Origin of the sequence: Brucella sp. NBRC 12953 (assembly GCF_040369775.1) — a bacterium.
GTDB classification, from domain to species: Bacteria; Pseudomonadota; Alphaproteobacteria; order Rhizobiales; family Rhizobiaceae; genus Brucella; species Brucella pseudogrignonensis.
In genome coordinates this window covers 629,798-652,361 of sequence record NZ_BAABSV010000002.1, presented here as the reverse complement: position 1 = coordinate 652,361, position 22,564 = coordinate 629,798, and the positions used below count along the sequence as shown (strand labels likewise).

The following is a 22,564-nucleotide window of genomic DNA, read 5'->3' as shown; positions in this document are numbered from 1 at the left end:
ACAACAGACCCCGGCATAACTCGATCGCAAATTCAATTCTTGCGGAAGAATGATGGCCAAAGCCTGACATTCTCTTAAACCGGCCGCCCCGGTATTTTTGCGCGCATCTTGTCCGAAAACCGCTTCACACTTTTCGGGATGCGCTTGCCCCGGCAGCAGCTTTCGCCACTGCCGGTTCATTTCAATCAGCTACGTAGTCTCAGCCCTTGAGGACTTCAACCAGCGTCTTGCCGAGCTGTGCTGGCGAAGGAGACACGCGAATGCCAGCCGATTCCATGGCTGCAATCTTGTCTTCTGCGCCGCCCTTGCCGCCCGAAATCACGGCGCCGGCATGGCCCATGGTGCGTCCGGCAGGAGCCGTACGGCCAGCGATGAAGCCAACCATTGGCTTCTTGCGACCGCGCTTGGCTTCGTCCTTGAGGAACTGAGCCGCATCTTCTTCAGCCGAACCGCCGATTTCACCGATCATGACGATCGACTTGGTTTCATCGTCGGCTAGGAACATTTCCAGCACGTCGATGAATTCGGTGCCCTTGACCGGATCGCCGCCGATACCGACAGCAGTGGTCTGGCCGAGACCTTCGTTCGAAGTCTGGAACACTGCCTCATAAGTAAGTGTGCCAGAGCGGGAAACAACACCCACCGAACCCTTCTTGAAGATATTGCCCGGCATGATGCCGATCTTGCATTCTTCAGGGGTCAGGATGCCTGGGCAGTTTGGTCCGAGCAGGCGCGACTTCGAGCGTTCCAGACGCTCCTTGACGCGAACCATGTCCATGACTGGAATGCCTTCGGTGATGCAGACGATGAAGCCGACTTCAGCTTCGATCGCTTCGATGATTGCATCTGCTGCACCTGCTGGCGGAACGTAGATCACCGATGCGTCTGCACCTGTGCGTTCCTTGGCTTCTGCAACAGTTGCGAAGATCGGAAGCTTTTCGCCCCTCGAGCCTTCCCAGGTTTCGCCACCCTTTTTCGGGTGGATACCACCGACCATCTGCGTGCCGTAATAAGCAAGCGCCTGTTCGGTGTGGAAAGTACCGGTCTTGCCGGTCAGGCCCTGTACGAGAACCTTGGTGTCCTTGTTAACGAGAATGGACATGCCTTAGTTTCCCTTCACTGCAGCGACGATTTTCTGCGCCGCATCGTCGAGATCGTCAGCCGAAATAACATTCAGGCCGCTCTCGTTGATGATCTTCTTGCCAAGCTCAACATTGGTGCCTTCAAGACGGACAACCAAAGGAACCTTGAGACCGACTTCCTTGACCGCAGCGATAACGCCTTCAGCGATAACGTCGCACTTCATGATGCCGCCGAAGATGTTGACCAGAATGCCCTGAACAGCCGGATCAGCGGTGATGATCTTGAACGCAGACGTGACTTTCTCCTTGGTAGCGCCGCCACCAACGTCGAGGAAGTTAGCTGGCTCAGCACCGTAGAGCTTGATGATGTCCATGGTTGCCATGGCAAGGCCTGCGCCGTTGACCATGCAGCCGATGTTGCCATCAAGAGCGACGTAAGCGAGATCGTGCTTGGAAGCTTCGATTTCCTTTTCGTCTTCTTCCGACAGATCGCGCAGTTCCTGAATGTCAGGATGACGGAACAGTGCATTGCCGTCGAACGATACCTTGGCATCGAGAACGCGCACGCGGCCATCGGTCATGACGATCAGCGGGTTGATTTCCAGAAGGCTCATGTCCTTTTCGGAGAATGCCTTGTAGAGGATCGGGAACAGCTTGAGGCCGTCTTCACGCGCTGCATCCTTAAGCTCTAACGCATCGGCGAGCTTGTTGGCGTCTTCATCGGTCACGCCCTTGGCAGGATCGATAGCAACGGTGATGATCTTTTCTGGCGTTTCTTCAGCAACAGCTTCAATGTCCATGCCGCCTTCGGTCGAAACGACGAAAGCAGGACGGCCAACGGTGCGGTCGATGAGGATCGAGAGATAAAGCTCGCGCTCGATGTCTGCGCCATCTTCGATGTAAAGACGGTTGACCTGCTTACCAGCTTCACCGGTCTGCTTGGTCACGAGCGTGTTGCCGAGCATTTCCTTTGCATGGGAAACAACTTCTTCGATCGACTTTGCAAGGCGAACGCCGCCCTTTGCATCAGGACCGAGTTCCTTGAATTTGCCCTTGCCGCGTCCACCAGCATGGATCTGGCTCTTGACGACATAAAGCGGGCCTGGAAGCGTCTTTGCCCATTCTTCCGCCTGTTCGACGGAATAAACAGCCACACCATTGGCGATTGGGGCGCCGAAAGTGTGAAGCAGGCGCTTGGCCTGATATTCGTGAATATTCATCTGGTTGTCCTCTGCGGATTAACAGCCGGAAAAGGCCGGGCTGCTCTCAAGAGCGATCCGGCCTTGTCTGGAACTTATTTCAGTGACGGAGCGATACCGACGCAAGCTTCACAAAGACCGGCAACAGATGCGACCGACTTTTCGAACTCGGCCTTTTCGTCCTTATCGAGATCGATCTCGATAATACGTTCAACGCCGTTGGCACCGATCACAGTTGGAACGCCGACATACATGTCCTTGACGCCATACTGACCGGAAAGCTGTGCTGCGACTGGCAGAACGCGCTTCTTGTCCTTGAGGTAGGATTCAGCCATCTGGATTGCAGAAGCAGCCGGTGCATAGAAAGCAGAACCGGTCTTGAGCAGGCCGACGATTTCTGCGCCGCCATCACGGGTGCGCTGAATGATCTTGTCGAGCTTTTCCTGGCTGGTCCAGCCCATCTTGACGAGGTCTGGAAGCGGGATACCGGCAACGGTCGAGTAACGAGCGAGCGGAACCATGCTGTCGCCGTGGCCACCAAGTACGAATGCAGTGACGTCTTCGACCGACACGTTGAATTCTTCCGACAGGAAGTAGCGGAAACGGGCGCTGTCCAAAACGCCAGCCATGCCGACAACCTTGTGTGCTGGCAGACCGGAGAACTTCTGCAAAGCCCAGACCATCGCATCAAGCGGGTTGGTGATGCAGATGACGAAAGCTTCAGGCGCATATTTCTTGATGCCTGCGCCGACCTGTTCCACGACCTTCAGGTTGATACCCAGAAGATCGTCGCGGCTCATGCCTGGCTTACGCGGCACGCCTGCGGTTACGATGACAACGTCTGCGCCTTCGATTGCGGCATAGTCGTTTGCACCGGTGAACTTCGCATCAAAACCGTCAACCGGTGAAGATTCTGCAATATCCAGTCCCTTACCCTGCGGAGTACCTTCCGCAATGTCGAAAAGGACGACGTCGCCGAGTTCCTTCAGACCAGCAAGATGAGCGAGCGTGCCGCCGATCATGCCGGAGCCGATGAGGGCAATCTTGTTGCGTGCCATGATTGTTTCTTTCCTCAAGTTTGATCCAGAAACGCATGAAGCTATCCGGTTTCCTCCCGGAAAACGCGTCTGCGCTGCGAGGGTTCGATAGGACTCTTTGCAAAAAAACTCAACTCATTATTTTGCGACCAATGTTTTCAATCGGTTAGATTTATATGTTCTTACGTAAACGTAAGATAATTTGGCAAGATGGAGGCAACTGAGTCTTATCGTCCGGCTGTTACGCATTGCTCAGAACACGCCAGCCGGGCCGTCATTCATTTTTAAAGGCCATTCACGTCTACAGGAGGAAACACGATCAGCAAACAACCGCATTCAACCCAAGCTCTTGCCAAAGCAACATAGCCCTCGAATGCTATAAGTCGAGTCTGTGGCAGTTCGATGATGGAGCGCATCCCAAAAGCAGAGGAATGCGAACCGTCTCAGCCTGCTGATTTTTCTGCAAATGCTTCCAGATATTCCGCGCTCTGCATTTCAAACAGGCGGGAAGCCGTGCGGTCAAACTCAAAAGCTTCTACGCCTTTGCTTGCTTGATAAAGCTTTTCAGGCTGTGCTTCGGCAGAGATGAAAAGCCGCGCGTGATGATCGTAAAGCACGTCGATCAGCAGAATGAAGCGCTTGGCCTCATTGCGACGCGAATAATCAAGCACCGGTACATCATCAACAAACAGCGTCTGATAGCGTGTGACGATGGCGATATAATCGTTGGCTGCAAGCGGCTGCGCGCACAGTTCATCGAAGGTGAAGCGTGCGGCCCCCGGCACTGCATGACGTACGGGAATATCGCGTCCCTTGATATGCACCACGTCTGGCTTTTCTTGCTGACCATCCTTATGCGCGGTCCAGGCGGCATCCATGCGCTTGGTCGTCTCGGAACCAAGCGGCGTCAGATAAACCGGCTGACGGTCGAGCTTTTCCAGTCGGTAATCGGTGCGTGAATCGAGATTGATCACATCAACATGCTGCTTGAGGATATCGACAAAGGGCAAAAACAGCTGACGGTTCAGTCCGTCGCGATAAAGATTGTCAGGTGCCACGTTGGATGTCGCGATCAGCACCACGCCGCGCGCAAACAATGCATTGAACAGGCGCGACAGGATCATCGCGTCGGCAATGTCGGTCACAGTAAATTCGTCGAAGCAAAGCACCCACGCCTGTTCGGCCAAAGCTTCAGCTACCGGCGGGATCGGATCTTCCTGCTTGGTTTCGCCTCGCTTCAATGCCTGACGATGCGCATTGATGCGCTCATGCGCATCAGCCATAAAATCATTGAAATGCGCACGGCGTTTGCGTTCGACCGGCAAAAGCTGGAAGAACATATCCATCAGCATGGTCTTGCCGCGACCAACTTCGCCATGAACATAAAGTCCTTTGACGGTGGCAACTTCCTTGCGCTTGCCAAACAACCAGCCAAGCGCACTCGATTTGCGCGAAAGACGTTTGGTGCAAACTTCCTCGATCAGCCGGTCATAGCGTGCAGTCAGTTCAAGCTGTGCGGGATCGGCTTCGACCTCCCCTGCCTTGACCAGCGCGTCATAATGCTCGCGAACCGAGGGGAACGCCTTCAAATTACCGTCGAAAGACATGATTGCCTGTCCCACCGCTCAATTACGAAAAAGGCGGAGCGTCTCACGACTGCCCCGCCTGTCTTTAACTCAATAGGCTTATCAACGCGACAGCGAAACTGCCTGACCGCTTGTGGTCTGGCCGTCGAATCGGCCCTGACCGGAAGAATAAAGCGTAGCGACCGTGCCGCCATTCGCATCATAGAGCGAAAGCTGCTTGCCATTGACCGACCAGGAAGCGAGGCTTCCGAGTTCACCCGGGCAGCGCAGCGGACCAGCGCGATAGCCCTGACCATACTTGGTCTGTGGCGTTGCGATCTTACAATTCTGACCGGCAAGCGATGCATTCCATACGCCTGCGACTGTGCCCGGCGTCAGATCAGGTGCCGATTCGGGCGGCAGGCTTGCAACCTGCGTTCCGGCCGCTGGCTGCGACATGTCGGTCGTCGGCGCCGTCGGAAACGAGTTAGGAGCGTTCAGATTACCAGACTGTACGGAACTGACGGGAGCAGAACGCAGCGGTGCTGGTGGCGGTGGCGATGCATTGTTGTCAAAACCTCCGACTCGGGAGCTTTGGCAACCGGCCAAAATGACGCCCGCCGCAGCAATGCTGAGCAAACTTGCTTTTGAAATTCCCATCTGGTTCTCCAATTTCGCCAAAAGTCCTGGCATGTTCGTGGGGCTGACTATTCGGGGGAGTGCCCCTCGCACCGTCGAGTTTGAAAGCTCGACCTAAAAACAATATTGCACCGATAAAATGGCGATATGGTTAAAAAATCAACAGCAAGCTACCGTGAATTTATGCAAAAGCATCCATAGAAGGCTTGAAATAGCTTAGAAATTTTCAAAATGGCGCAGGAAGGACACAGTTTTTAGGTAAACACCGATCCACAAATTCAGTAATCAGACCGGGCTTGAGCCAATAACGCGCCGGTACTGGCAATTTGTAGGCTTTTCCGCCATATAGAGCGCATCCCGAAAAGTGTGAAACGGTTTTCGGACAAGATGCGCATTAAAACAAATGCTCGGAACGCCGATCTGATCCAGTCAGAACGAAACACGCTCCAGAGCCTTTCCGATATAGACAGGACCCGGAACCAGCAATGAGTAAGGCCATCTTCGCCAAGATGAACGGACTGGGCAACAAGATCATTGTTGCCGATATGCGCGGACGCAGCGATCGTATCGCTCCGACTGCTGCCATCCGTCTGGCCGGAGAAGAGGCAACCTCCTTTGACCAGATCATGGCGATCCATGATCCAAAAACACCCGGCACCGATCATTATATTGAGATCATCAATTGTGACGGCACACAGGCGCAAGCCTGTGGCAACGGCACACGCTGCGTGGTGCAGTGGCTTTCCAATGAAAGCGGAAAACAGGATTACACTTTCCAGACACTGGCTGGCATCCTGACCGCCAATGAGCACGAAGACGGGCTGATTACGGTCGATATGGGCAAGCCGCATTTCGACTGGAAGGAAATCCCCCTCGCCCATGAAGTGGACGACACCCGCGCCATTGATCTGTCTGCTGGCCCTGCAGATGCGCCTGTTCTGCAAGCGCCGTCGATTGCATCCATGGGCAATCCGCACGCGATCTTCTGGGTCGAAAACGATGTCTGGTCCTATGCGCTCGATCAATATGGGCCCGGGCTGGAACATGATCCGATTTTCCCGGAACGCGCCAATATTTCCATCGCTCAGGTCACATCGCGCGACAGCATGAACCTGCGCACATGGGAACGTGGTGCGGGCCTTACCCTCGCATGTGGTTCTGCCGCCTGCGCTGCCGCCGTCTCAGGCGCACGTACTGGCCGTACCGAACGCAATGTCACCGTCAATGTCCCAGGCGGCCCGCTCAAGATTGAATGGCGCGAAGACGATCACGTCATGATGACCGGTCCCGCTGAATGGGAATTTGATGGCACATTCGATCCCGCAACCGGCGAATGGGAGTACGCCCCTAATCAGAGCAGAGGTGCTGCCTGATGGCCGTTGAAGTCGTAACTTTCGGATGCCGCCTCAACACCTATGAATCCGAGGTGATGAAGCGCGAGGCAGACAGCGCCGGCCTTGGCGAACTCAAAGATGGCGCGATCATCTTCAACACCTGCGCCGTTACGGCAGAAGCCGTGCGTCAGGCACGTCAGGCCATCCGCAAGGCACGCCGCGACAACCCGGAAGCCCGCATTATCGTCACCGGTTGTGCTGCGCAGACGGAATCGGCCAAATTCGAGGCCATGGATGAAGTCGACCTCATTCTGGGTAATGAGGAAAAGCTCAAGGCCAACTCCTATCGTATGTTGCCCGACTTCGGCGTGAACCAGTTCGAAAAGGTGCGCGTCAACGACATTATGGAAGTACGCGAAACCGCGAGCCATATGGTCGATGCGATTGAAGGCCGCGCGCGCGCATTTGTGCAGGTGCAGAATGGCTGCGATCATCGCTGCACCTTCTGCATTATCCCTTATGGTCGCGGCAATTCACGCTCGGTGCCGATGGGCGGCGTGGTCGATCAGGTCAAGCGCCTCGTCGATAACGGTTATCGCGAAGTGGTTCTGACCGGCGTGGACATGACCTCTTACGGTCCCGATCTGCCAGGAAGCCTGCGTCTCGGCAAGCTGGTGAAGACCGTCCTCAGTCAGGTGCCGGATTTGCAGCGCCTGCGCCTGTCATCCATTGATTCCATCGAGGCCGACGAAGACCTGATGGAAGCAATCGCCAACGAAAAGCGCCTGATGCCCCATCTGCATCTGTCGCTTCAGGCAGGCGACGACATGATTTTAAAACGCATGAAGCGTCGCCATCTGCGTGATGATTCCATCCGATTCTGCGCAGATGTACGCGCACTTCGCCCTGACATCGTGTTCGGTGCCGACATCATTGCAGGTTTCCCGACCGAGACCGAAGAGATGTTTGCAAACTCGATGAAGATCGTCGAGGAATGCGGGCTGACGCATCTGCACGTCTTCCCATACAGCGCACGCGAAGGCACACCGGCTGCGCGTATGCCGCAGGTCAGGCGCGAAATCGTCAAGGAACGTGCAGCGCGTTTACGTGCCGTTGGCGACCGGGCTTATGAAAAACACCTCGCTTCTCTCAATGGCACTGTGCAGCGCCTGTTGATCGAGAAGGAAGGCATTGCCCGCACGGAAGGCTTTACGCTGGCCGCTGTTGATCAGGGTAACGCTGGCGAAATTATCGAACGAATTGTGACGGGGCATGACGGTGAAAAACTCCTCACCCGTCAGACAGAGCCGCAAGCGGCTTAAAGCTTAAGGGCATCAGATTTCATGGCAATGGGTTTCATCAAGAAAATGTTCTCCTTCGGCAAGAAGGAGGTTGAAGAAAAGCCGGTCGAACAGCCCGCTCCTGATGCCGTGGAAGCGGCTTTAGAAACACAGCTTCCTGAAACCGTCGAAGCGCCTAGCGAAACCGAAAACACCGTCGTTGAAGTGGTTATTTCCGAACCGGAAGCACCAGTGATCGCCAGTGAGCCTGAGCCTGAACAGATTGAAGAGCCTGCCGCTGAACCGGTTGAGGAAGAAAAGGCAGAACCGGAGCATCCGGTTGCCGAGATCGAAATCCCGATTGAACAGCCACCGGTGATGGAACCGATCGTGGTTGAAGCACCTGTGCCAGAGCCCATTGTTGCGCCCGTCGTCGAGCCAGAGCCTGTTGCTGAACCCGAACAGGTTGAAATCGCGAAAGCTCCTGAAGTTTCAGAGGCACCCGTTGTTGAGGAAATAGTCGAGCCCGCAACTCAGCCAGAGGCAGCGAAGCCCAAAAAGGTCAAGGTCGCAAAGGCCGTTGAAGAACATCAGGAAGAAGCGCCGGTCGAGGCAGCGCCGGAGCCAAAGCTTTCCTGGTTTGAGCGCCTGCGTCGCGGCCTGCTGCGTTCATCGAATTCATTGAGCGACTCCATCAGCGGTATCTTCACCAAGCGCAAGCTCGATGAAGACACGTTGCAGGATCTTGAAGACGTGCTCATTCAGGCCGATCTCGGCCTTGAAACGGCCATGCGTGTGACCGATGCGCTGTCGTCCGGCCGTTATGGCAAGGACGTGACTGGCGAAGAAGTGCGCAACATCATGGGCGCGGAAATCGAAAAGGTGCTTGGGCCCGTCGCAAAGCCTTTGGAGCTTGATCTCTCGCATAAGCCGCATGTCATTCTGGTTGTCGGCGTCAATGGCACCGGCAAGACCACGACCATCGGCAAGCTTGCTGCAAAGCTCACCGCTGGCGGCCTCAAGGTCATGCTTGCGGCAGGTGATACTTTCCGCGCCGCCGCCATCGAACAGCTCCATATCTGGGGCGAGCGCACCGGTTCCCCCGTTGTCTCAAGCAAGCTTGGCGCCGATGCAGCAGGCCTTGCCTATGACGCATGGAAACAGGCAAAAGATGCGGGCAGCGATGTTCTTATCATCGACACTGCAGGCCGTTTGCAGAACAAGGCCGAACTGATGGACGAACTCGCCAAGATCGTTCGCGTTCTTGGCAAACACGATCCGGAAGCCCCGCACACGGTTCTCCAGACCTTGGATGCCACCACCGGCCAGAATGCGCTCAATCAGGTCGAGATTTTCAAGAATATCGCTGGCGTCAACGGCCTCGTCATGACCAAGCTTGACGGCACGGCACGCGGCGGCATTCTGGTGGCCATTTCGGCCAAGCATAAGCTTCCGATCTATTTCATCGGCGTCGGCGAAGGCGTCGACGATCTTGAACCATTTGCGGCCAAGGATTTTGCCCGCGCCATCGCAGGAGTTGCCTGATGGAGCATCCCGTTTTCGAACGCGATCCGTCGCAAAAGACCGAAGCAGAACGCAAGGAAGTCCCGCCGCTGCTCAAGCTTGCGCTGGAACTTGGACCGCTGCTGGTGTTCTTTTTTGCCAATGCGCGTGGTGAAAGCCTGATCGAGCGCTTTCCAGTGCTTGGCCAGATTGGCGAACCGATCTTTCTGGCAACCGCACTCTTCATGGTTGCAACCGTGATTGCGCTTGCCATTTCATGGTCGATGACACGCACCCTGCCGATGATGCCGCTCATTTCCGGCATCGTGGTTCTGGTGTTTGGTGCGCTGACGCTCTGGCTGCACAACGACACCTTCATCAAGATGAAGCCGACCATCGTAAACACGCTGTTTGGCGCGATCCTGCTCGGCGGGCTTTTGTTCGGCAAATCCCTGCTTGGTTATGTGTTTGATTCGGCTTTCAAGCTGGATGCAGAGGGCTGGCGCAAGCTGACCTTCCGCTGGGGCCTGTTCTTCATCTTCCTGGCAATTGCCAATGAAGTGGTGTGGCGCAATTTTTCGACCGATGCCTGGGTTTCCTTCAAGGTCTGGGGCATCATGCCGATCACCATTGTCTTCACGCTTTCACAAATGCCGCTTATCCAGAAGCACACTTTGCCAGAGGCGAAAGCCGAATAAATAAGAAGGCGGCGAAAGCCGAATGAATAAGAACGTGGCGAAAGCCGAATGAATAAGAGTTCGGCGAAAGCCGAATAACAAACGCATGAAAATGGAGGACGCCATGCCCCAGATCGACAAAAGACTCGATATCGAACAGTTCATCTGCCGCAGCGATAATTATGGCGTTCTCATCCATGATCCTGAAAGTGAGCTGACCGCGGCAATCGACGCGCCGGATGCGCACGCAATCGAAGCGGCGCTCAAGCGCCGTGGCTGGACGCTCGACTTCATTTTCACGACGCATCATCACCTTGATCACGTCGAAGGCAACGAGGCGCTGAAAGCCAAATTCGGCGTCAGCATCATCGGACCAAAGGCTGAGCAAAGCAAAATCCCGACACTTGACCGTACCGTTCAGGACGGCGACGAGTTCACCTTCGGACTTTTCAAGGTCAAAGTGATTTCCACGCCCGGTCACACGGCTGGCGAGATTTCCTTTTATCTGCCGGAAGCAAAAGTCGTGTTTACAGGCGACACGCTTTTTGCACTGGGCTGCGGTCGACTGTTTGAAGGAACACCGGATATCATGTTCCAGTCGCTGCAAAAGCTTGTGGCGCTGCCGGGCGATACTGCTGTTTATTGCGGCCACGAATATACGCAGAGCAATGCACGCTTTGCCCTCACCATCGATCCCGACAATTCGGCATTGAAGGAACGTGCAGCCGAGATTGCGCGGCTCCGTACAGCTGATAAGATGACCCTGCCCACAAGCATAGCGCTTGAAATGGCAACCAATCCATTTCTTCGCTGGCACGATGGCCGCATTCGCACGCGGCTTGGAATGCAGGGCGCAACTGATGAAGCGGTTTTCGCGGAAATCCGTAAGCGTAAGGATTTATTCTAGGACATTACCATGATGACGATTTCTCGCTTCAAACAGTTTCATGCAGCAGCTCTGCTCGGCCTTTCTCTTGCGATCCTTCCGCAGTCAGCGAACATGGCCTTTGCCGAAGACATTCTGGCAATTGCAACGCCACCGCAGACACCAGCTGACATCAACAATTTCAAGCTGACCGAAGACCTCCTGACGCGTATGGAAAAAATCCATAAGCAGCTTGAGGATATGCAGCTTTCACCGACTGCCGAAGAAGGTCAGGACGCGCAGCCGTCGATGGATTCCATGGTCAAGAGCATCGAATCGCGCCCACAAGTGGTTGAGGTGATGAAGGCGGAAAATATCGAGCCACGCGATTATCTTCTCGCCTATTTCGCCATGATGAGCGCGCTTGCAGCAGCCGATGCCGAAGAAGAAGATCAGCTTGTCGATGAAGTGAAGCAGATCAATCCCGAGCACCTCGCCTTTGGCAAACAATATGGCGACCGCATTCGCGAACTGATCGGCGAATAGAGCATCAATGAAAAACCGGCGAAGTTTCCTTCGCCGGTTTTTCTTTCAAGATGATTGCCTTAGCAGCCGTAGTGCGTTGATTGTCACCAGAACGGTCGCGCCGGTATCGGCCAGAATTGCTGGCCAGAGGCCAGTGATCCCCAGCACCGTGGTCACAAGGAATACCGCTTTAAGACCAAGTGCGATTGTAATGTTCTGATGAATATTACGCATGGTCCGCTTCGACAGATCGACCATTGCAGCCACATCACCCACGCGACCATGCAGCACCGCTGCATCTGCCGTTTCCAGCGCCACATCCGTACCGCCACCCATGGCGATGCCAACATCGGCTGCAGCAAGCGCTGGCGCGTCATTGATACCATCGCCAACCTTCGCAACAACCTGACCCGCATTGCGAAACTCGCCAACTATCCGCTGCTTGTCTTCCGGCAGGAGTTCGGCGCGCACTTCGATGCCCAGATCCTTGCCGATAGCTTCTGCCGTGCGACGATTATCGCCGGTCAGCATAACGGTCCGAATACCGGCATCCTTCAGCGTCTTAAGCCCAGCAATCGCATCCGCGCGCGGCTCATCACGCATGGCTATGGCACCTGCAATTTTTCCGTCTGCAACCAGAACAGAAACCGTCTTACCTTCATCATTGCAGGCAGCGATCCGCGCCGCCAGATCGTCCGGAATGGCAGAGATTTCATTGGCAGCCTTGCGCGAACCCAAGAACAGCTCAATGCCATCAGCTTTACCTGACACACCCTTGCCGCCATGTGCCTTACCTGCCGAAACGGCTGAGAGTTTCAGGCCACGCGTATCTGATGCACCGACAATCGCTAACGCTAACGGATGGCTTGAACCTGCATCAAGTGATGCAGCCAGACGCAAGACTTCTTCTTCCGAAAGAGCACCAGACAGAACATCCGTTACCTGCGGCTTGCCTTCAGTCAGCGTGCCGGTTTTGTCGAAACAGGCGGTCGTAATCTTGCCTATCGTTTCAAGAACTGCGCCCCCCTTCAGCAACAGCCCACGCCTCGCACCGGCCGAAAGCGAGGCGGCAATGGCTGCAGGCGTCGAAATAACCAGCGCACAGGGGCAACCGATCAGCAGAATGGCCAGACCTTTATAAATCCACTCACCCCATTCAGCACCCGCGACCAGCGGCAGCAGAATGGCAACCAGAGCCGCCACGACAACTACGCCCGGCGTATAGTAAGTCGAGAAGCGATTGATGAAACGCTCTGTGGGTGCTTTGGCTTCCTGTGCTTCCTCAACCAGCCGCACAACACGCGCAATCGTGTTGTCCTGCGCTGCGGCTGTCACTTTGACCCGCAACAGCCCGTCGCCATTGATGGTGCCTGCAAAGACGCTATCGCCGACTGCCTTGCCGACAGGCGTGCTTTCACCCGTGACTGGTGCTTCATCGATTGCACTTTCACCCGAAATGATCTCGCCATCAGCAGGCATACGATCACCGGGACGCACCGCAATCACATCGCCCACGCTCAGCTCTTCCGCTGGTACTTCTTTTGTGGAGCCATTGCTTTCCAAAAAGGCGGTCTTCGGCACCAATGCCGTCAGCGACTGAATGCTTGCGCGCGCCTTGCCTGCGGCCACACCTTCCAGCAATTCACCAACCAGAAACAGGAAGACGACAGCGGCAGCTTCTTCGGTCGCACCGATGATGACAGCGCCAATGGCCGCAATAGTCATCAGCATTTCAATCGAAAACGGCGTGCCATTGATGGCTGCGGAATAAGCACGCTTTGCAATCGGTATGAGGCCGATCAGCATTGCAGCCGTAAAGGCCCATAATTCAATCGGCGGATAAAGATGGCCAACAATATAGGCAACCACCAGACCACCGCCACAGGCGAGCATCATCTGGCCCTTGCCGCTCTGCCACCAGCGCTTCGGTTTTGCAGGCACCTTTGGCTGGATTTTGAGCGCCCCTGTCGATTGCGCGCTGGCTTTGTAGCCAAGTGCCGTAACCTTCGCGGCAATCTCGTCAACACTGGCCGAGCCGTCATGATTGACGGTCATGGTGCCATTTGTGACGGAAACAGACACATCCTGCACCCCGCCGACACGACGAACAGCCGTGTCGATCTTGGCGGCACAGGAAGCACAATCCATACCCTCCACGCTGAAGCGTAAACTGTCGGCGCCCGCTGTAATCTGCTTTGCTTCGGGTTCGTCATGAGCGTGATCATGATGAGCGTGGTCGTGCTTGTGGTCATGATCATGGCCGCTACAGCCTGCATGGTCATGGTCATGGTCGTGATGCTCATGCTTGGCAGGCGCTTTTTCGTCAGCCAATGGTTCGATGCCATAGCCAAGGCTGCGAACCTTTCTGGCAACACTTTCCAGATCGCTGCTGCCATCATGGCGCACCGTCATCATGCCCGTCGTCACGGACACGGAAACATCTTCCACGCCCGAAACTCGGCGCACAGCCGTATCGATTTTCGTCGCGCAGGATGCGCAATCCATGCCTTCAACGCGAAAGTGGTTTTGTTTCAAAATCTCGTTCATGACCTGCCCCTATCGAGACCACTCTTGAATTGTCTGAAACAAGGTCTACATCCTCTAGTGACTAGAGGAGCAAGAGAAAAAATGATTACCAATGTTCCGATTGGCGAAGCATCGAAAGCCAGCGGTGTGAAAGTGCCAACTATCCGTTATTACGAGCAAATCGGGCTTCTCCCGGTGCCTCCGCGCACGGAAGGAAATCGCCGCCTTTATGACAATGCCGATATTCAGCGGCTGTTATTCATCCGTCATGCGCGTGATCTGGGCTTTGAAGTGGATGCGATCCGCACGCTTTTAGACCTTCAGGACAATCCCGACCAATCATGTGCTGCAGCTGATTCTATTGCACGCGCGCGCCTGATCGATGTCGAGCATCGCATCACCAAACTATTGTCTTTGAAAACTGAGCTTTTGCGGATGCTGGATTGCACGGCACATGGCCGTATCGACCAGTGCCGCGTTATCGAAATCCTGGGCAATCACGATGAATGCGTGCATCCGAAGCACTAAACTTCAGACGCAACCATCAATACGCAGCCATAGCCTTACTGAATCTTCTCGAATCGGGTCGCCTCGATTTTCAGCGTCCCGAGCTGCGTGCCTATGCGGGCAACAACCGGCGCATAGATGCCGGAATTGCCTAATGAAGCGAAAGAGATCGTCATCTTGCTGCGCGTGCTCAGATAGTCGATGGCCTTCTTGCCCTTCTGGTAGCCTGAGATCGGCACGAACTTGGCCGAGCAGATCACCGATTCGCCCGTAAAACCTTCCGTCGTGAAAGATTCTGTGCCGTTGAACGCCAATCGAATATCGGCACGGGTCTGACCATCGAAAACTTGAAGCGTGCGATTGCACACGGCTTTTGGATCTTTGGTGGGAATCATCAGCGCACTGAGCGGGTCACTCACATTGACCAGATCATTGGGGGCTGTTTCCACCCAAGGATCGCGCTTTTTAACCGGCGGCAGATTTTCCGATTCGGTCACATTGCCACTCGAAAAACGTATCTTGGTACTCTTGTTCTTTCGCCCATGCTTGTAAGCAAGATCGAAAGCGGATGGAATAACTTTACCCTGAACCGAGTTGCCGCCAACATAGACGGTGCCGTCCGTATCATCGAAAACGCGCGCGATGCCTGATGTCTTGAAGCGGCCATTCACACCGTAACTTGAACCTTTGACGGTGGTTTCAATCGCGGAACGCGCGATCGAGAGGCCGAACATCGAGATTTCATACTCTGTTCGGTAGAGAGCGTCTGCCTGAGCGCTGCTTATTGCAGCCACACTCGCAATCGCCAATCCGGTTAGCAATGCAACACCCCGCCGCGCTGCCCCATTCTGCATCCACTCGCTTTTCACCGGCTTGAAGAAATGCGATTGCTCGATCATGCCAGATTTTCCTTTCACGATATTCGCCCCGTGAAGCACCGTGCACCCGCACGAACAGTGCCCCAGCAATCCAAATCCACGCATCGCGTCAGCAAAACCGATTCTGTTTTTCCGACCCATGCTGTAGTTTGTCTTTGCGCTTTTGACTATAAATGGCTCCAAATCTGCGTAGAATTCTCTTTCAGCATTAACTGTCGAACAGCAAAAATCGGCGAAGTTATGATCGGGAGGGTCTTCCGATACCGCAAAAGGCCGTAAATGCGCGCCTTTGGGCCATCATGACGGAATCTATCTTGACTGTAATCGCTACTCTCACTATAGAAACGCGACTTTCCCAATAGGCCGCCTGTCCGAGATCGCGCGCCAGCAGCAGAAATACTGCTATGATTGCGTTGAATTCGGACATTCGAGTCGGGGCCTGAGAAACAAAAATTTGAAGGTGAGACCAAAATGTCCCGCGCTTGTGAATTGACCGGCACCTCGGTCCAGTACGGCAACAATGTAAGCCACGCGAACAACCGTACGCGTCGTCGCTTTCTGCCGAACCTCTGCAACGTTACGCTGATGTCCGAAGTTCTCGGCCAGAGCTATCGTCTGCGCATCTCCGCTTCTGCTCTGCGTTCGGTTGAGCATCGCGGTGGTCTTGATGCATTCCTCGTCAAGTCTGACGACAAGGAACTTTCGCAGCGCGCTCGCCTGCTGAAGCGTCAGATCGCTAAGAAGCAGGCTGAAGCTGCTGCATAAGCAATCAGCTTTTTAAAGTTTGACAAAAAAGGCTGACTCGCGTCAGCCTTTTTTGCTGGTTCCATCACCCAGGATAAAAAAATGCCTATGACAGGTCCTTCTTTTGCCCGGCTATTGCCGGCGGTGATAGCGATGTGTGCAGCTGTGGCTGCATCGAACATCCTTGTCCAATATCCTTTCCAGCATTTTGGCCTTGGTGAACTGCTCACCTATGGTGCTTTCACCTATCCGGTCGCATTCCTCGTCAATGATCTGACGAATCGCCGCTTCGGTCCTTCAGCCGCGCGCAAGGTCGTCTATGCCGGGTTTGTGCTGGGCGTCCTCATGTCGATCTGGCTTGCAACCCCGCGTATTGCCATTGCATCCGGCTCGGCATTCCTGATCGCACAGCTCATGGACATTACAGTCTTCAACAGCCTTCGTCAGAAGACCTGGTGGAAGGCGCCCTTCGCAGCTGCAATGTTCGGCTCGGTCGTTGATACGATCCTGTTCTTCTCCATCGCCTTTGCTGCAAGCTTTGCGTGGATCGACGCGATGACCGGAATGCCCGATTCGTCGCTGGCAGAACCCGCCTCGTTCCTTGGCCTTGGCGTACCCCTCTGGGCTTCGCTGGCTTTCGGTGACTTCTTCGTAAAGGTCGTGATGGGAACGCTGATGCTGGTGCCTTATGGTGCCATTCTGGCGATTTTCGCACCGGCACTCTATGCGCCAGACCGAGCCAACGCCGCGAAAAACACTAATCTTTAGAAGTCACGATCCGTTTATCTGAAAAGAAATTGGTTTTTCTCAGCGAGTAAAGCCTATAAGAACCGCGCTTCGATAAAAAGACGGATGACCTTCCGTCTTTCTTTATCGGAGCCATTTTCTATATTGTTCACAAGAAGCATGATCCGCAAAGATTTATTTCTTTAGCGGTCTTAATGCTTCTTCGTTGAGATATTTATATTTAGATAAGGATGAATTAGATGTCCTTTAATAAGGAAGAACTTCCACTCGTCATTATTACCGGCGCAAGTTCTGGCATTGGCCTGGCTGCTGCGAAGATGTTCGCTGATCGTGGCCATCCGTTGCTGCTTCTTGCACGTCGACTGGACGTCATGGAAAAGCTCAATCTGCCAAACACGCTCTGCAAGTCGGTCGACGTAACCGACCGAAAGGCGCTTGTAACGGCAGTTCAGGAAGCCGAAGCCAAGTTCGGCCCTGCGGATGTCATCGTCAACAATGCCGGTGTCATGTTGCTGGGCGATGCAACGAAGCAGAACCCGGATGAATGGGACCGGATGCTTGAGGTCAATGTCAAAGGCCTTCTCAATGGCATCCATGCCGTCTCGGCAGGCATGGTGGCACGCAAACATGGCACCATCATCAACATCAGCTCGGTGGCAGGTCGCAAGACATTCGCTAATCATGTGGCCTATACGGCCACGAAATTCGCCGTACACGGGCTTTCTGAGAATCTGCGTGAGGAACTCTCGCCGTATGACGTTCGCGTTGTGACGATAGCTCCAGGTGCCGTCGAGACCGAACTTCTCAGCCACACTAACGACGCAGGCATCAAGGCAGGCTATGAAGCGTGGAAGAAGGATATGGGCGCGCCTGTGCTTTCAGCGGACGACGTTGCCCGTGCCATTGTCTACGCCTATGACCAGCCACAGGGCGTCTGCATTCGCGAAATCGTGCTCGCGGCAACCCGCCAGCAGGCTTAAAAGAGACCCTAAAGCTTGGTCCAAAAAGGATAAACCGTTTTTCGGATAAAATGCGCGCTCAAAATGCCCCTCTATCTTATGCCAAAACTCCATGAGTATGATTCATGGAGTTTTGGTTAAGCTCGAGTGGGCAGTGGTCTTTTTCAAGGCGCGATGCGCCAGCGTCTCGGCGCCTTGGTATTATCGTCCGCCTGCGCGACGGCGTCCGCGGCCTTTGCCTTCTGCGCCCCGTTCTTCGAACAGGGATGCAAGCTGCTCGGTCATTGCACCGGCTAGCTCTTCCGCGTCCACGATGGTCACGGCACGCTGATAATAGCGGGTGACGTCATGACCGATACCAATAGCGATCAGCTCAACCGGCGAACGGGTTTCGATCTCTTCGATGACCGCGCGTAAGTGGCGCTCAAGATAATTGCCCGGATTGACCGAAAGCGTTGAATCATCCACCGGCGCACCGTCGGAAATCATCATCAGGATCTTGCGCTGTTCAGGACGAGCCAACAGGCGCTGATGCGCCCAGATCAGCGCTTCACCGTCGATATTTTCCTTGAGCAGGCCTTCGCGCATCATCAGGCCGAGATTGCGTCGTGCGCGGCGCCATGGCGCGTCTGCCCTCTTATAGATGATATGGCGCAAATCGTTGAGGCGGCCCGGATTGGACGGCTTGCCACGACCCAGCCATGCTTCGCGCGACTGACCGCCCTTCCAAGCCTTGGTGGTGAAGCCGAGAATTTCGACCTTCACGCCGCAACGCTCCAGCGTGCGGGCAAGAATATCGGCGCAGGTCGCTGCAACCGTGATCGGACGACCACGCATCGAACCGGAATTATCGATAACCAGCGTTACGACCGTATCACGGAAATCCGTATCGCGTTCCATCTTGTAGGAAAGCGGCTGTGTTGGGTCGATAACGATACGCACGAGACGTGCACTATCGAGATAGCCCTCTTCCAGATCAAAATCCCAGGAACGGCTCTGCTGCGCCATCAGACGGCGCTGCAGACGATTTGCGAGACGTCCAACAACGCCCTGCAGATTGGCCAGCTGCTTGTCGAGGAAGCCGCGCAGACGATCAAGCTCAGCCTCATCACACAGATCGGTGGCTTCTACTTCCTCATCGAATTCGCGCGTGAAAACATTGTAATCGACATGCTCTGCGAAATTGGCAAAAGGCTGGTTCTGACGGCGCGTGTCGCCCGGCGTTTCCGCATCGACATCTTCGCTGTCGTCCATATCGTCGGAAGCCGCATCGGCGGCATCCATTTCGCCCTGCTCACCTTCTTCGCTGGAACTATCCGATTCTTCGCTTTCAGCCGAATCAGAGCCTTCCTGGCTTTCTTCGCCGCCTTCCTCATTTTCGTCTGAGTCGGGCGTCTGTTCGTTATCTTCGTCCTGCTCGTCGCTTTGCTCTTCCTGAGAAAGCTCCTCGGCCATATCCATGGAAGCGAGCATATCGCGCACGGTGCGTGCAAAAGCCTGCTGATCTTCCAGATTTTCGCCAAGACGGGCAAGCTCTGCACCGGCCTTTTGTTCGATCCACTCGCGCCAGAGATCTAGCACAGGGCCAGCTTCGACAGGAGCTTTGCGACCTGTCAGTTTTTCGCGCAACAGAAGCGAGATCGCTTCTTCAAGCGGCGCATCTTCCTTGTCGGTCACATCGGAGAAATTGGCGCGGGCATATTTATCTGCGAGCATAGTCGCAAGATTATCGGCAACACCGGCCATTGCGCGGGCACCAATGGATTCCACACGCGCTTGCTCGACCGCATCATAGATTGCGCGCGCCTGTTTGCCTTCCGGCGCTAGGCTTGCGTGAATACGGGCATTATGGCGCGCCTGTCGCAGCGCCATGGAATCACCCAGACCGCGCGTAACGGCAACATCATGCGCCGTCGGACGTTTTGGCAGATCAGGCAGGCGGGCACGATTGGCGGTCAGCGCCGGACGATCATTGCTGAAAGCCACTTCCAGCTCATTCTCGCCGGAAATAGCGCGCATGGTCGCGGTCATTGCCCGCTTGAACGGTTCGGAATCAACCGGCCCGTTTTTACGCTCGCGCGAATTATCGCCTATTGCTGACTTCTGGCCCGACATCTGCCTATCCTGACTTTATACAAAGCACCGCCGCCCGTTATGGGCGGCAGGTTTCATCCAGCCTTATGCCAATACGATATTGGCAGCAGATTCTGGAAGTTCCTCACCGAAAGCACGCTGATAGAACTCAGCCACCGTCTGGCGCTCAAGCTCATCGCACTTGTTGAGGAAGGTCAGGCGGAATGCAAAGCCGACATCATTGAAGATCGCGGCATTTTCAGACCATGTAATGACGGTACGCGGGCTCATCACGGTCGAAAGATCGCCGTTGATGAAAGCCTGACGGGTCATGTCGGCAACGCGAACCATCTTGTTCACGATCTCACGGCCTTCCGCATTCTGGTAATGCTTGGCCTTGGCGAGAACGATGTTCACTTCGTTGTCGTGTGGCAGATAGTTGAGCGTGGTGACGATCGACCAGCGGTCCATTTGGGCCTGGTTGATCTGCTGCGTGCCGTGATAAAGGCCGGTCGTGTCGCCCAAACCAACGGTGTTGGCGGTCGCAAACAGACGGAAAGCCGGGTGCGGGTGGATAACGCGGCTCTGGTCGAGCAAGGTCAGACGGCCCGAAGTTTCCAGAACGCGCTGGATCACGAACATGACGTCCGGGCGACCCGCATCATACTCGTCGAAAACCAGCGCAACATTGTGCTGATAGGCCCAAGGCAGAATGCCGTCCTTGAATTCAGTAACCTGCATACCGTCTTTTACGACGATTGCATCCTTACCGACGAGATCGATACGGCTGACATGGCTGTCGAGGTTGACGCGAACGCAAGGCCAGTTGAGGCGTGCAGCGACCTGTTCGATATGGGTCGACTTACCGGTGCCGTGATAGCCTGAAACCATCACGCGGCGGTTAAATGCAAAACCTGCGAGGATCGCGAGCGTCGTCTGACGGTCGAAAAGATAATCCGGATCGCGTTCCGGCACATAGGAATCGCCTGCCGCATAGGCCGGCACCCGCATGTCGGAATCAATTCCGAACACTTCGCGCACCGAAACCGTTGTATCCGGCAAATTGGCTATATCCCGCTCAACCTTGTTCATCATGCCTCCAGAGCGGCAGGACTGTCCGGCCGCGACATTCAAATTCGATCAGGGAGCCTTTCGGTGAACCGGATGACGCCCTTCTGTTCAGTTGCGGGCATCCGTAATCGCATCTGCGCGCAAGCGCAGTAGATGAATGTCCGTCAGGGCATTGAACATGCCCTGATACTCGGCCTCATAAAGCCCACAGAGGCTTTAGCAAAAACCTGCTGTCTTGAGCAATTGATAAGCCTGAATGACCTCGCGAAATCTTTCTTCAGACCCGCGGTCACCACCATTTGCATCGGGATGGTGTTGCTTCACAAGTTCTTTATAGCGCGACTTGATCATATCGCTAGTCGAATTTGCATCAAGACCGAGCGTCGCAAGCGCCTTTACTTCCAAAGTGCGCGGTTTGCGCTGCACAGCTTTGGCAGTGCCGGGATTGCTTTTCGCATCTTTGACGAAATTGAACGGATCGCGCAGACGATTGTGATAGGCAGCCGAACCCGAACGACGGGTCGCCATATCCGGCGACGTGCGTGCGGAAGCGGTGGAGTTGGATGCCGTCGACCAAGTCGGGCGATTGCCAGTGATCGCATCCTTCTGGAATTTCGAGATTTCGCCGTCGGACAAACCGGAGAAATAATTGAAATTCTTATTATATTCCCGGACATGATCCACGCAGAAATGAAGGTATTCACCCTCGCGCATGCGCCCGACCGGCGCACGATGCGTGCCCGGCTTATCGCAACCGTCCCACTGGCAGCAGGGACCGCTGGACTTCTTTTCCGCTTCCTTCTTGGGACGGATGCGGATGCTGTCGAAAAGTTTTGAGTGCGTTGTCATCGAATCGGATTATGCGAATTAAGAGTGACTAAACAAGAATTGACATTTCATCCTGAATGGTTTTGGCCATGAATTCAGGGCGAAATTTTGATGCAGATTGCAATTCCTGTGCGGATTTGCCCCACGGGTTGCCGCCGAGGCGACGTCTATATGAGGCACAACGTCTATATGGGGAGAACTGGCCAAAATGTCCATTCACAATAGCAAACAATCTTCAATGGAAGCCAAGCTTAATGCAGCTTTCTCTCCGGAACGGCTTGAAATCATAAATGAAAGCCACCTCCATGCAGGCCATCATCACGAAGATCGTGGCCATCATGAGGTCTATGATGGTACCGGCGAAACACATTTTCGCGTGCGCATCGTATCTGCCAAGTTTGAGGGTATGAGTCGTATCGCTCGCCATCGCGCCATCAACGATCTTCTCAAAGAAGAGCTGGAAACCGGCGTTCACGCACTCGCACTGGAACCTACCGCACCCGGTGAAGCGACGCGCCGCTGATG

General features: G+C 54.8%; 21 protein-coding genes. 11 read left to right on the top strand and 10 right to left on the bottom strand.

Annotated features, from left to right (window positions below; translation table 11 throughout):
* Positions 1 to 199: 199 nt before the first annotated feature.
* From sucD to ABWV94_RS06960, 5 genes are all read right to left on the bottom strand, one after another.
* Positions 200 to 1,102 (bottom strand): succinate--CoA ligase subunit alpha, encoded by a 903-nt coding sequence (gene sucD, locus ABWV94_RS06980; protein WP_007872220.1) that lies wholly within the window; start codon positions 1,100 to 1,102, stop codon positions 200 to 202.
* 3 nt (positions 1,103 to 1,105) lie between these two features.
* The gene (sucC, locus tag ABWV94_RS06975) at positions 1,106 to 2,302 is read right to left on the bottom strand and encodes an ADP-forming succinate--CoA ligase subunit beta (RefSeq protein ID WP_007872231.1); all 1,197 of its coding nucleotides are present in this window, start codon (positions 2,300 to 2,302) and stop codon (positions 1,106 to 1,108) included.
* 74 nt (positions 2,303 to 2,376) lie between these two features.
* Positions 2,377 to 3,339: a malate dehydrogenase gene (mdh, locus tag ABWV94_RS06970; RefSeq protein WP_113499499.1), complete on the bottom strand. Its 963-nt coding sequence runs from the start codon at positions 3,337 to 3,339 to the stop codon at positions 2,377 to 2,379.
* 422 nt (positions 3,340 to 3,761) lie between these two features.
* Positions 3,762 to 4,925 carry a cell division protein ZapE gene (zapE, locus tag ABWV94_RS06965; RefSeq protein WP_113499501.1) on the bottom strand — a complete coding sequence of 388 codons (1,164 nt, stop codon included), beginning with the start codon at positions 4,923 to 4,925 and terminating at the stop codon, positions 3,762 to 3,764.
* A gap of 81 nt (positions 4,926 to 5,006) precedes the next feature.
* Entirely contained in the window at positions 5,007 to 5,543 is a 537-nt protein-coding gene (locus ABWV94_RS06960; protein WP_064322189.1) for a protease inhibitor Inh/omp19 family protein, read from the bottom strand.
* Between the two features lie 464 nt (positions 5,544 to 6,007).
* Here ABWV94_RS06960 and dapF point away from each other — a divergent pair, with 464 nt between their 5' ends.
* The 6 genes from dapF (at position 6,008) to ABWV94_RS06930 (ending at position 11,727) form a co-directional block, all read left to right on the top strand.
* Positions 6,008 to 6,895: a diaminopimelate epimerase gene (dapF, locus tag ABWV94_RS06955; RefSeq protein WP_007872235.1), complete on the top strand. Its 888-nt coding sequence runs from the start codon at positions 6,008 to 6,010 to the stop codon at positions 6,893 to 6,895.
* Positions 6,895 to 8,178, top strand: a complete 1,284-nt coding sequence (gene mtaB, locus ABWV94_RS06950; protein WP_064322191.1) for a tRNA (N(6)-L-threonylcarbamoyladenosine(37)-C(2))-methylthiotransferase MtaB — start codon at positions 6,895 to 6,897, stop codon at positions 8,176 to 8,178. The genes dapF and mtaB overlap by 1 nt, the downstream gene beginning before the upstream one ends.
* Before the next feature lie 21 nt (positions 8,179 to 8,199).
* The gene (ftsY, locus tag ABWV94_RS06945) at positions 8,200 to 9,681 is read left to right on the top strand and encodes a signal recognition particle-docking protein FtsY (RefSeq protein ID WP_105519026.1); all 1,482 of its coding nucleotides are present in this window, start codon (positions 8,200 to 8,202) and stop codon (positions 9,679 to 9,681) included.
* Positions 9,681 to 10,337, top strand: a complete 657-nt coding sequence (locus ABWV94_RS06940; RefSeq protein WP_007872257.1) for a septation protein A — start codon at positions 9,681 to 9,683, stop codon at positions 10,335 to 10,337. The genes ftsY and ABWV94_RS06940 overlap by 1 nt, the downstream gene beginning before the upstream one ends.
* Before the next feature lie 103 nt (positions 10,338 to 10,440).
* Entirely contained in the window at positions 10,441 to 11,223 is a 783-nt protein-coding gene (gene gloB, locus ABWV94_RS06935; protein ID WP_113499503.1) for a hydroxyacylglutathione hydrolase, read from the top strand.
* A gap of 9 nt (positions 11,224 to 11,232) precedes the next feature.
* Positions 11,233 to 11,727 carry a hypothetical protein gene (locus ABWV94_RS06930; protein ID WP_113499505.1) on the top strand — a complete coding sequence of 165 codons (495 nt, stop codon included), beginning with the start codon at positions 11,233 to 11,235 and terminating at the stop codon, positions 11,725 to 11,727.
* Positions 11,728 to 11,772: 45 nt separating this feature from the next.
* On the opposite strand, the gene ABWV94_RS06925 is transcribed toward ABWV94_RS06930, so the two are convergent.
* Positions 11,773 to 14,253, bottom strand: coding sequence for a heavy metal translocating P-type ATPase (locus tag ABWV94_RS06925; RefSeq protein WP_353412878.1), 2,481 nt, complete (start codon positions 14,251 to 14,253; stop codon positions 11,773 to 11,775).
* Positions 14,254 to 14,337: 84 nt separating this feature from the next.
* On the opposite strand from ABWV94_RS06925, the gene ABWV94_RS06920 reads away from it, so the two are divergent.
* The gene (locus tag ABWV94_RS06920; protein ID WP_181152471.1) at positions 14,338 to 14,760 is read left to right on the top strand and encodes a MerR family transcriptional regulator; all 423 of its coding nucleotides are present in this window, start codon (positions 14,338 to 14,340) and stop codon (positions 14,758 to 14,760) included.
* 35 nt (positions 14,761 to 14,795) lie between these two features.
* Here ABWV94_RS06920 and ABWV94_RS06915 read toward each other — a convergent pair whose 3' ends face one another.
* Positions 14,796 to 15,593 (bottom strand): DUF3108 domain-containing protein, encoded by a 798-nt coding sequence (locus ABWV94_RS06915; protein ID WP_235819019.1) that lies wholly within the window; start codon positions 15,591 to 15,593, stop codon positions 14,796 to 14,798.
* A 495-nt stretch (positions 15,594 to 16,088) separates the two neighbouring features.
* On the opposite strand from ABWV94_RS06915, the gene rpmB reads away from it, so the two are divergent.
* The 3 genes from rpmB to ABWV94_RS06900 all read left to right on the top strand — a co-directional run bounded on the left by rpmB (position 16,089) and on the right by ABWV94_RS06900 (position 18,088).
* A complete protein-coding gene (gene rpmB / locus ABWV94_RS06910; protein ID WP_007872272.1) occupies positions 16,089 to 16,382 on the top strand; it encodes a 50S ribosomal protein L28 in 294 nt (97 codons plus the stop codon).
* An 81-nt stretch (positions 16,383 to 16,463) separates the two neighbouring features.
* Positions 16,464 to 17,129 (top strand): queuosine precursor transporter, encoded by a 666-nt coding sequence (locus tag ABWV94_RS06905; protein ID WP_105519028.1) that lies wholly within the window; start codon positions 16,464 to 16,466, stop codon positions 17,127 to 17,129.
* Between the two features lie 218 nt (positions 17,130 to 17,347).
* Complete coding sequence (locus ABWV94_RS06900) at positions 17,348 to 18,088, top strand: SDR family oxidoreductase (RefSeq protein ID WP_113499509.1); 741 nt, start codon at positions 17,348 to 17,350, stop codon at positions 18,086 to 18,088.
* Between the two features lie 180 nt (positions 18,089 to 18,268).
* Here the strand turns inward: ABWV94_RS06900 and cobT are convergent, their stop codons facing one another.
* The 3 genes from cobT to ABWV94_RS06885 all read right to left on the bottom strand — a co-directional run bounded on the left by cobT (position 18,269) and on the right by ABWV94_RS06885 (position 22,060).
* The gene (cobT, locus tag ABWV94_RS06895; protein WP_007872281.1) at positions 18,269 to 20,182 is read right to left on the bottom strand and encodes a cobaltochelatase subunit CobT; all 1,914 of its coding nucleotides are present in this window, start codon (positions 20,180 to 20,182) and stop codon (positions 18,269 to 18,271) included.
* Between the two features lie 63 nt (positions 20,183 to 20,245).
* Complete coding sequence (gene cobS / locus ABWV94_RS06890) at positions 20,246 to 21,232, bottom strand: cobaltochelatase subunit CobS (protein WP_007872282.1); 987 nt, start codon at positions 21,230 to 21,232, stop codon at positions 20,246 to 20,248.
* Positions 21,233 to 21,427: 195 nt separating this feature from the next.
* Entirely contained in the window at positions 21,428 to 22,060 is a 633-nt protein-coding gene (locus tag ABWV94_RS06885) for a J domain-containing protein (protein WP_007872284.1), read from the bottom strand.
* A 187-nt stretch (positions 22,061 to 22,247) separates the two neighbouring features.
* Between ABWV94_RS06885 and ABWV94_RS06880 the strand changes: the two genes are divergently transcribed.
* Positions 22,248 to 22,562 (top strand): BolA family protein, encoded by a 315-nt coding sequence (locus ABWV94_RS06880; protein ID WP_064322198.1) that lies wholly within the window; start codon positions 22,248 to 22,250, stop codon positions 22,560 to 22,562.
* The last annotated feature ends 2 nt before the right edge of the window (positions 22,563 to 22,564 follow it).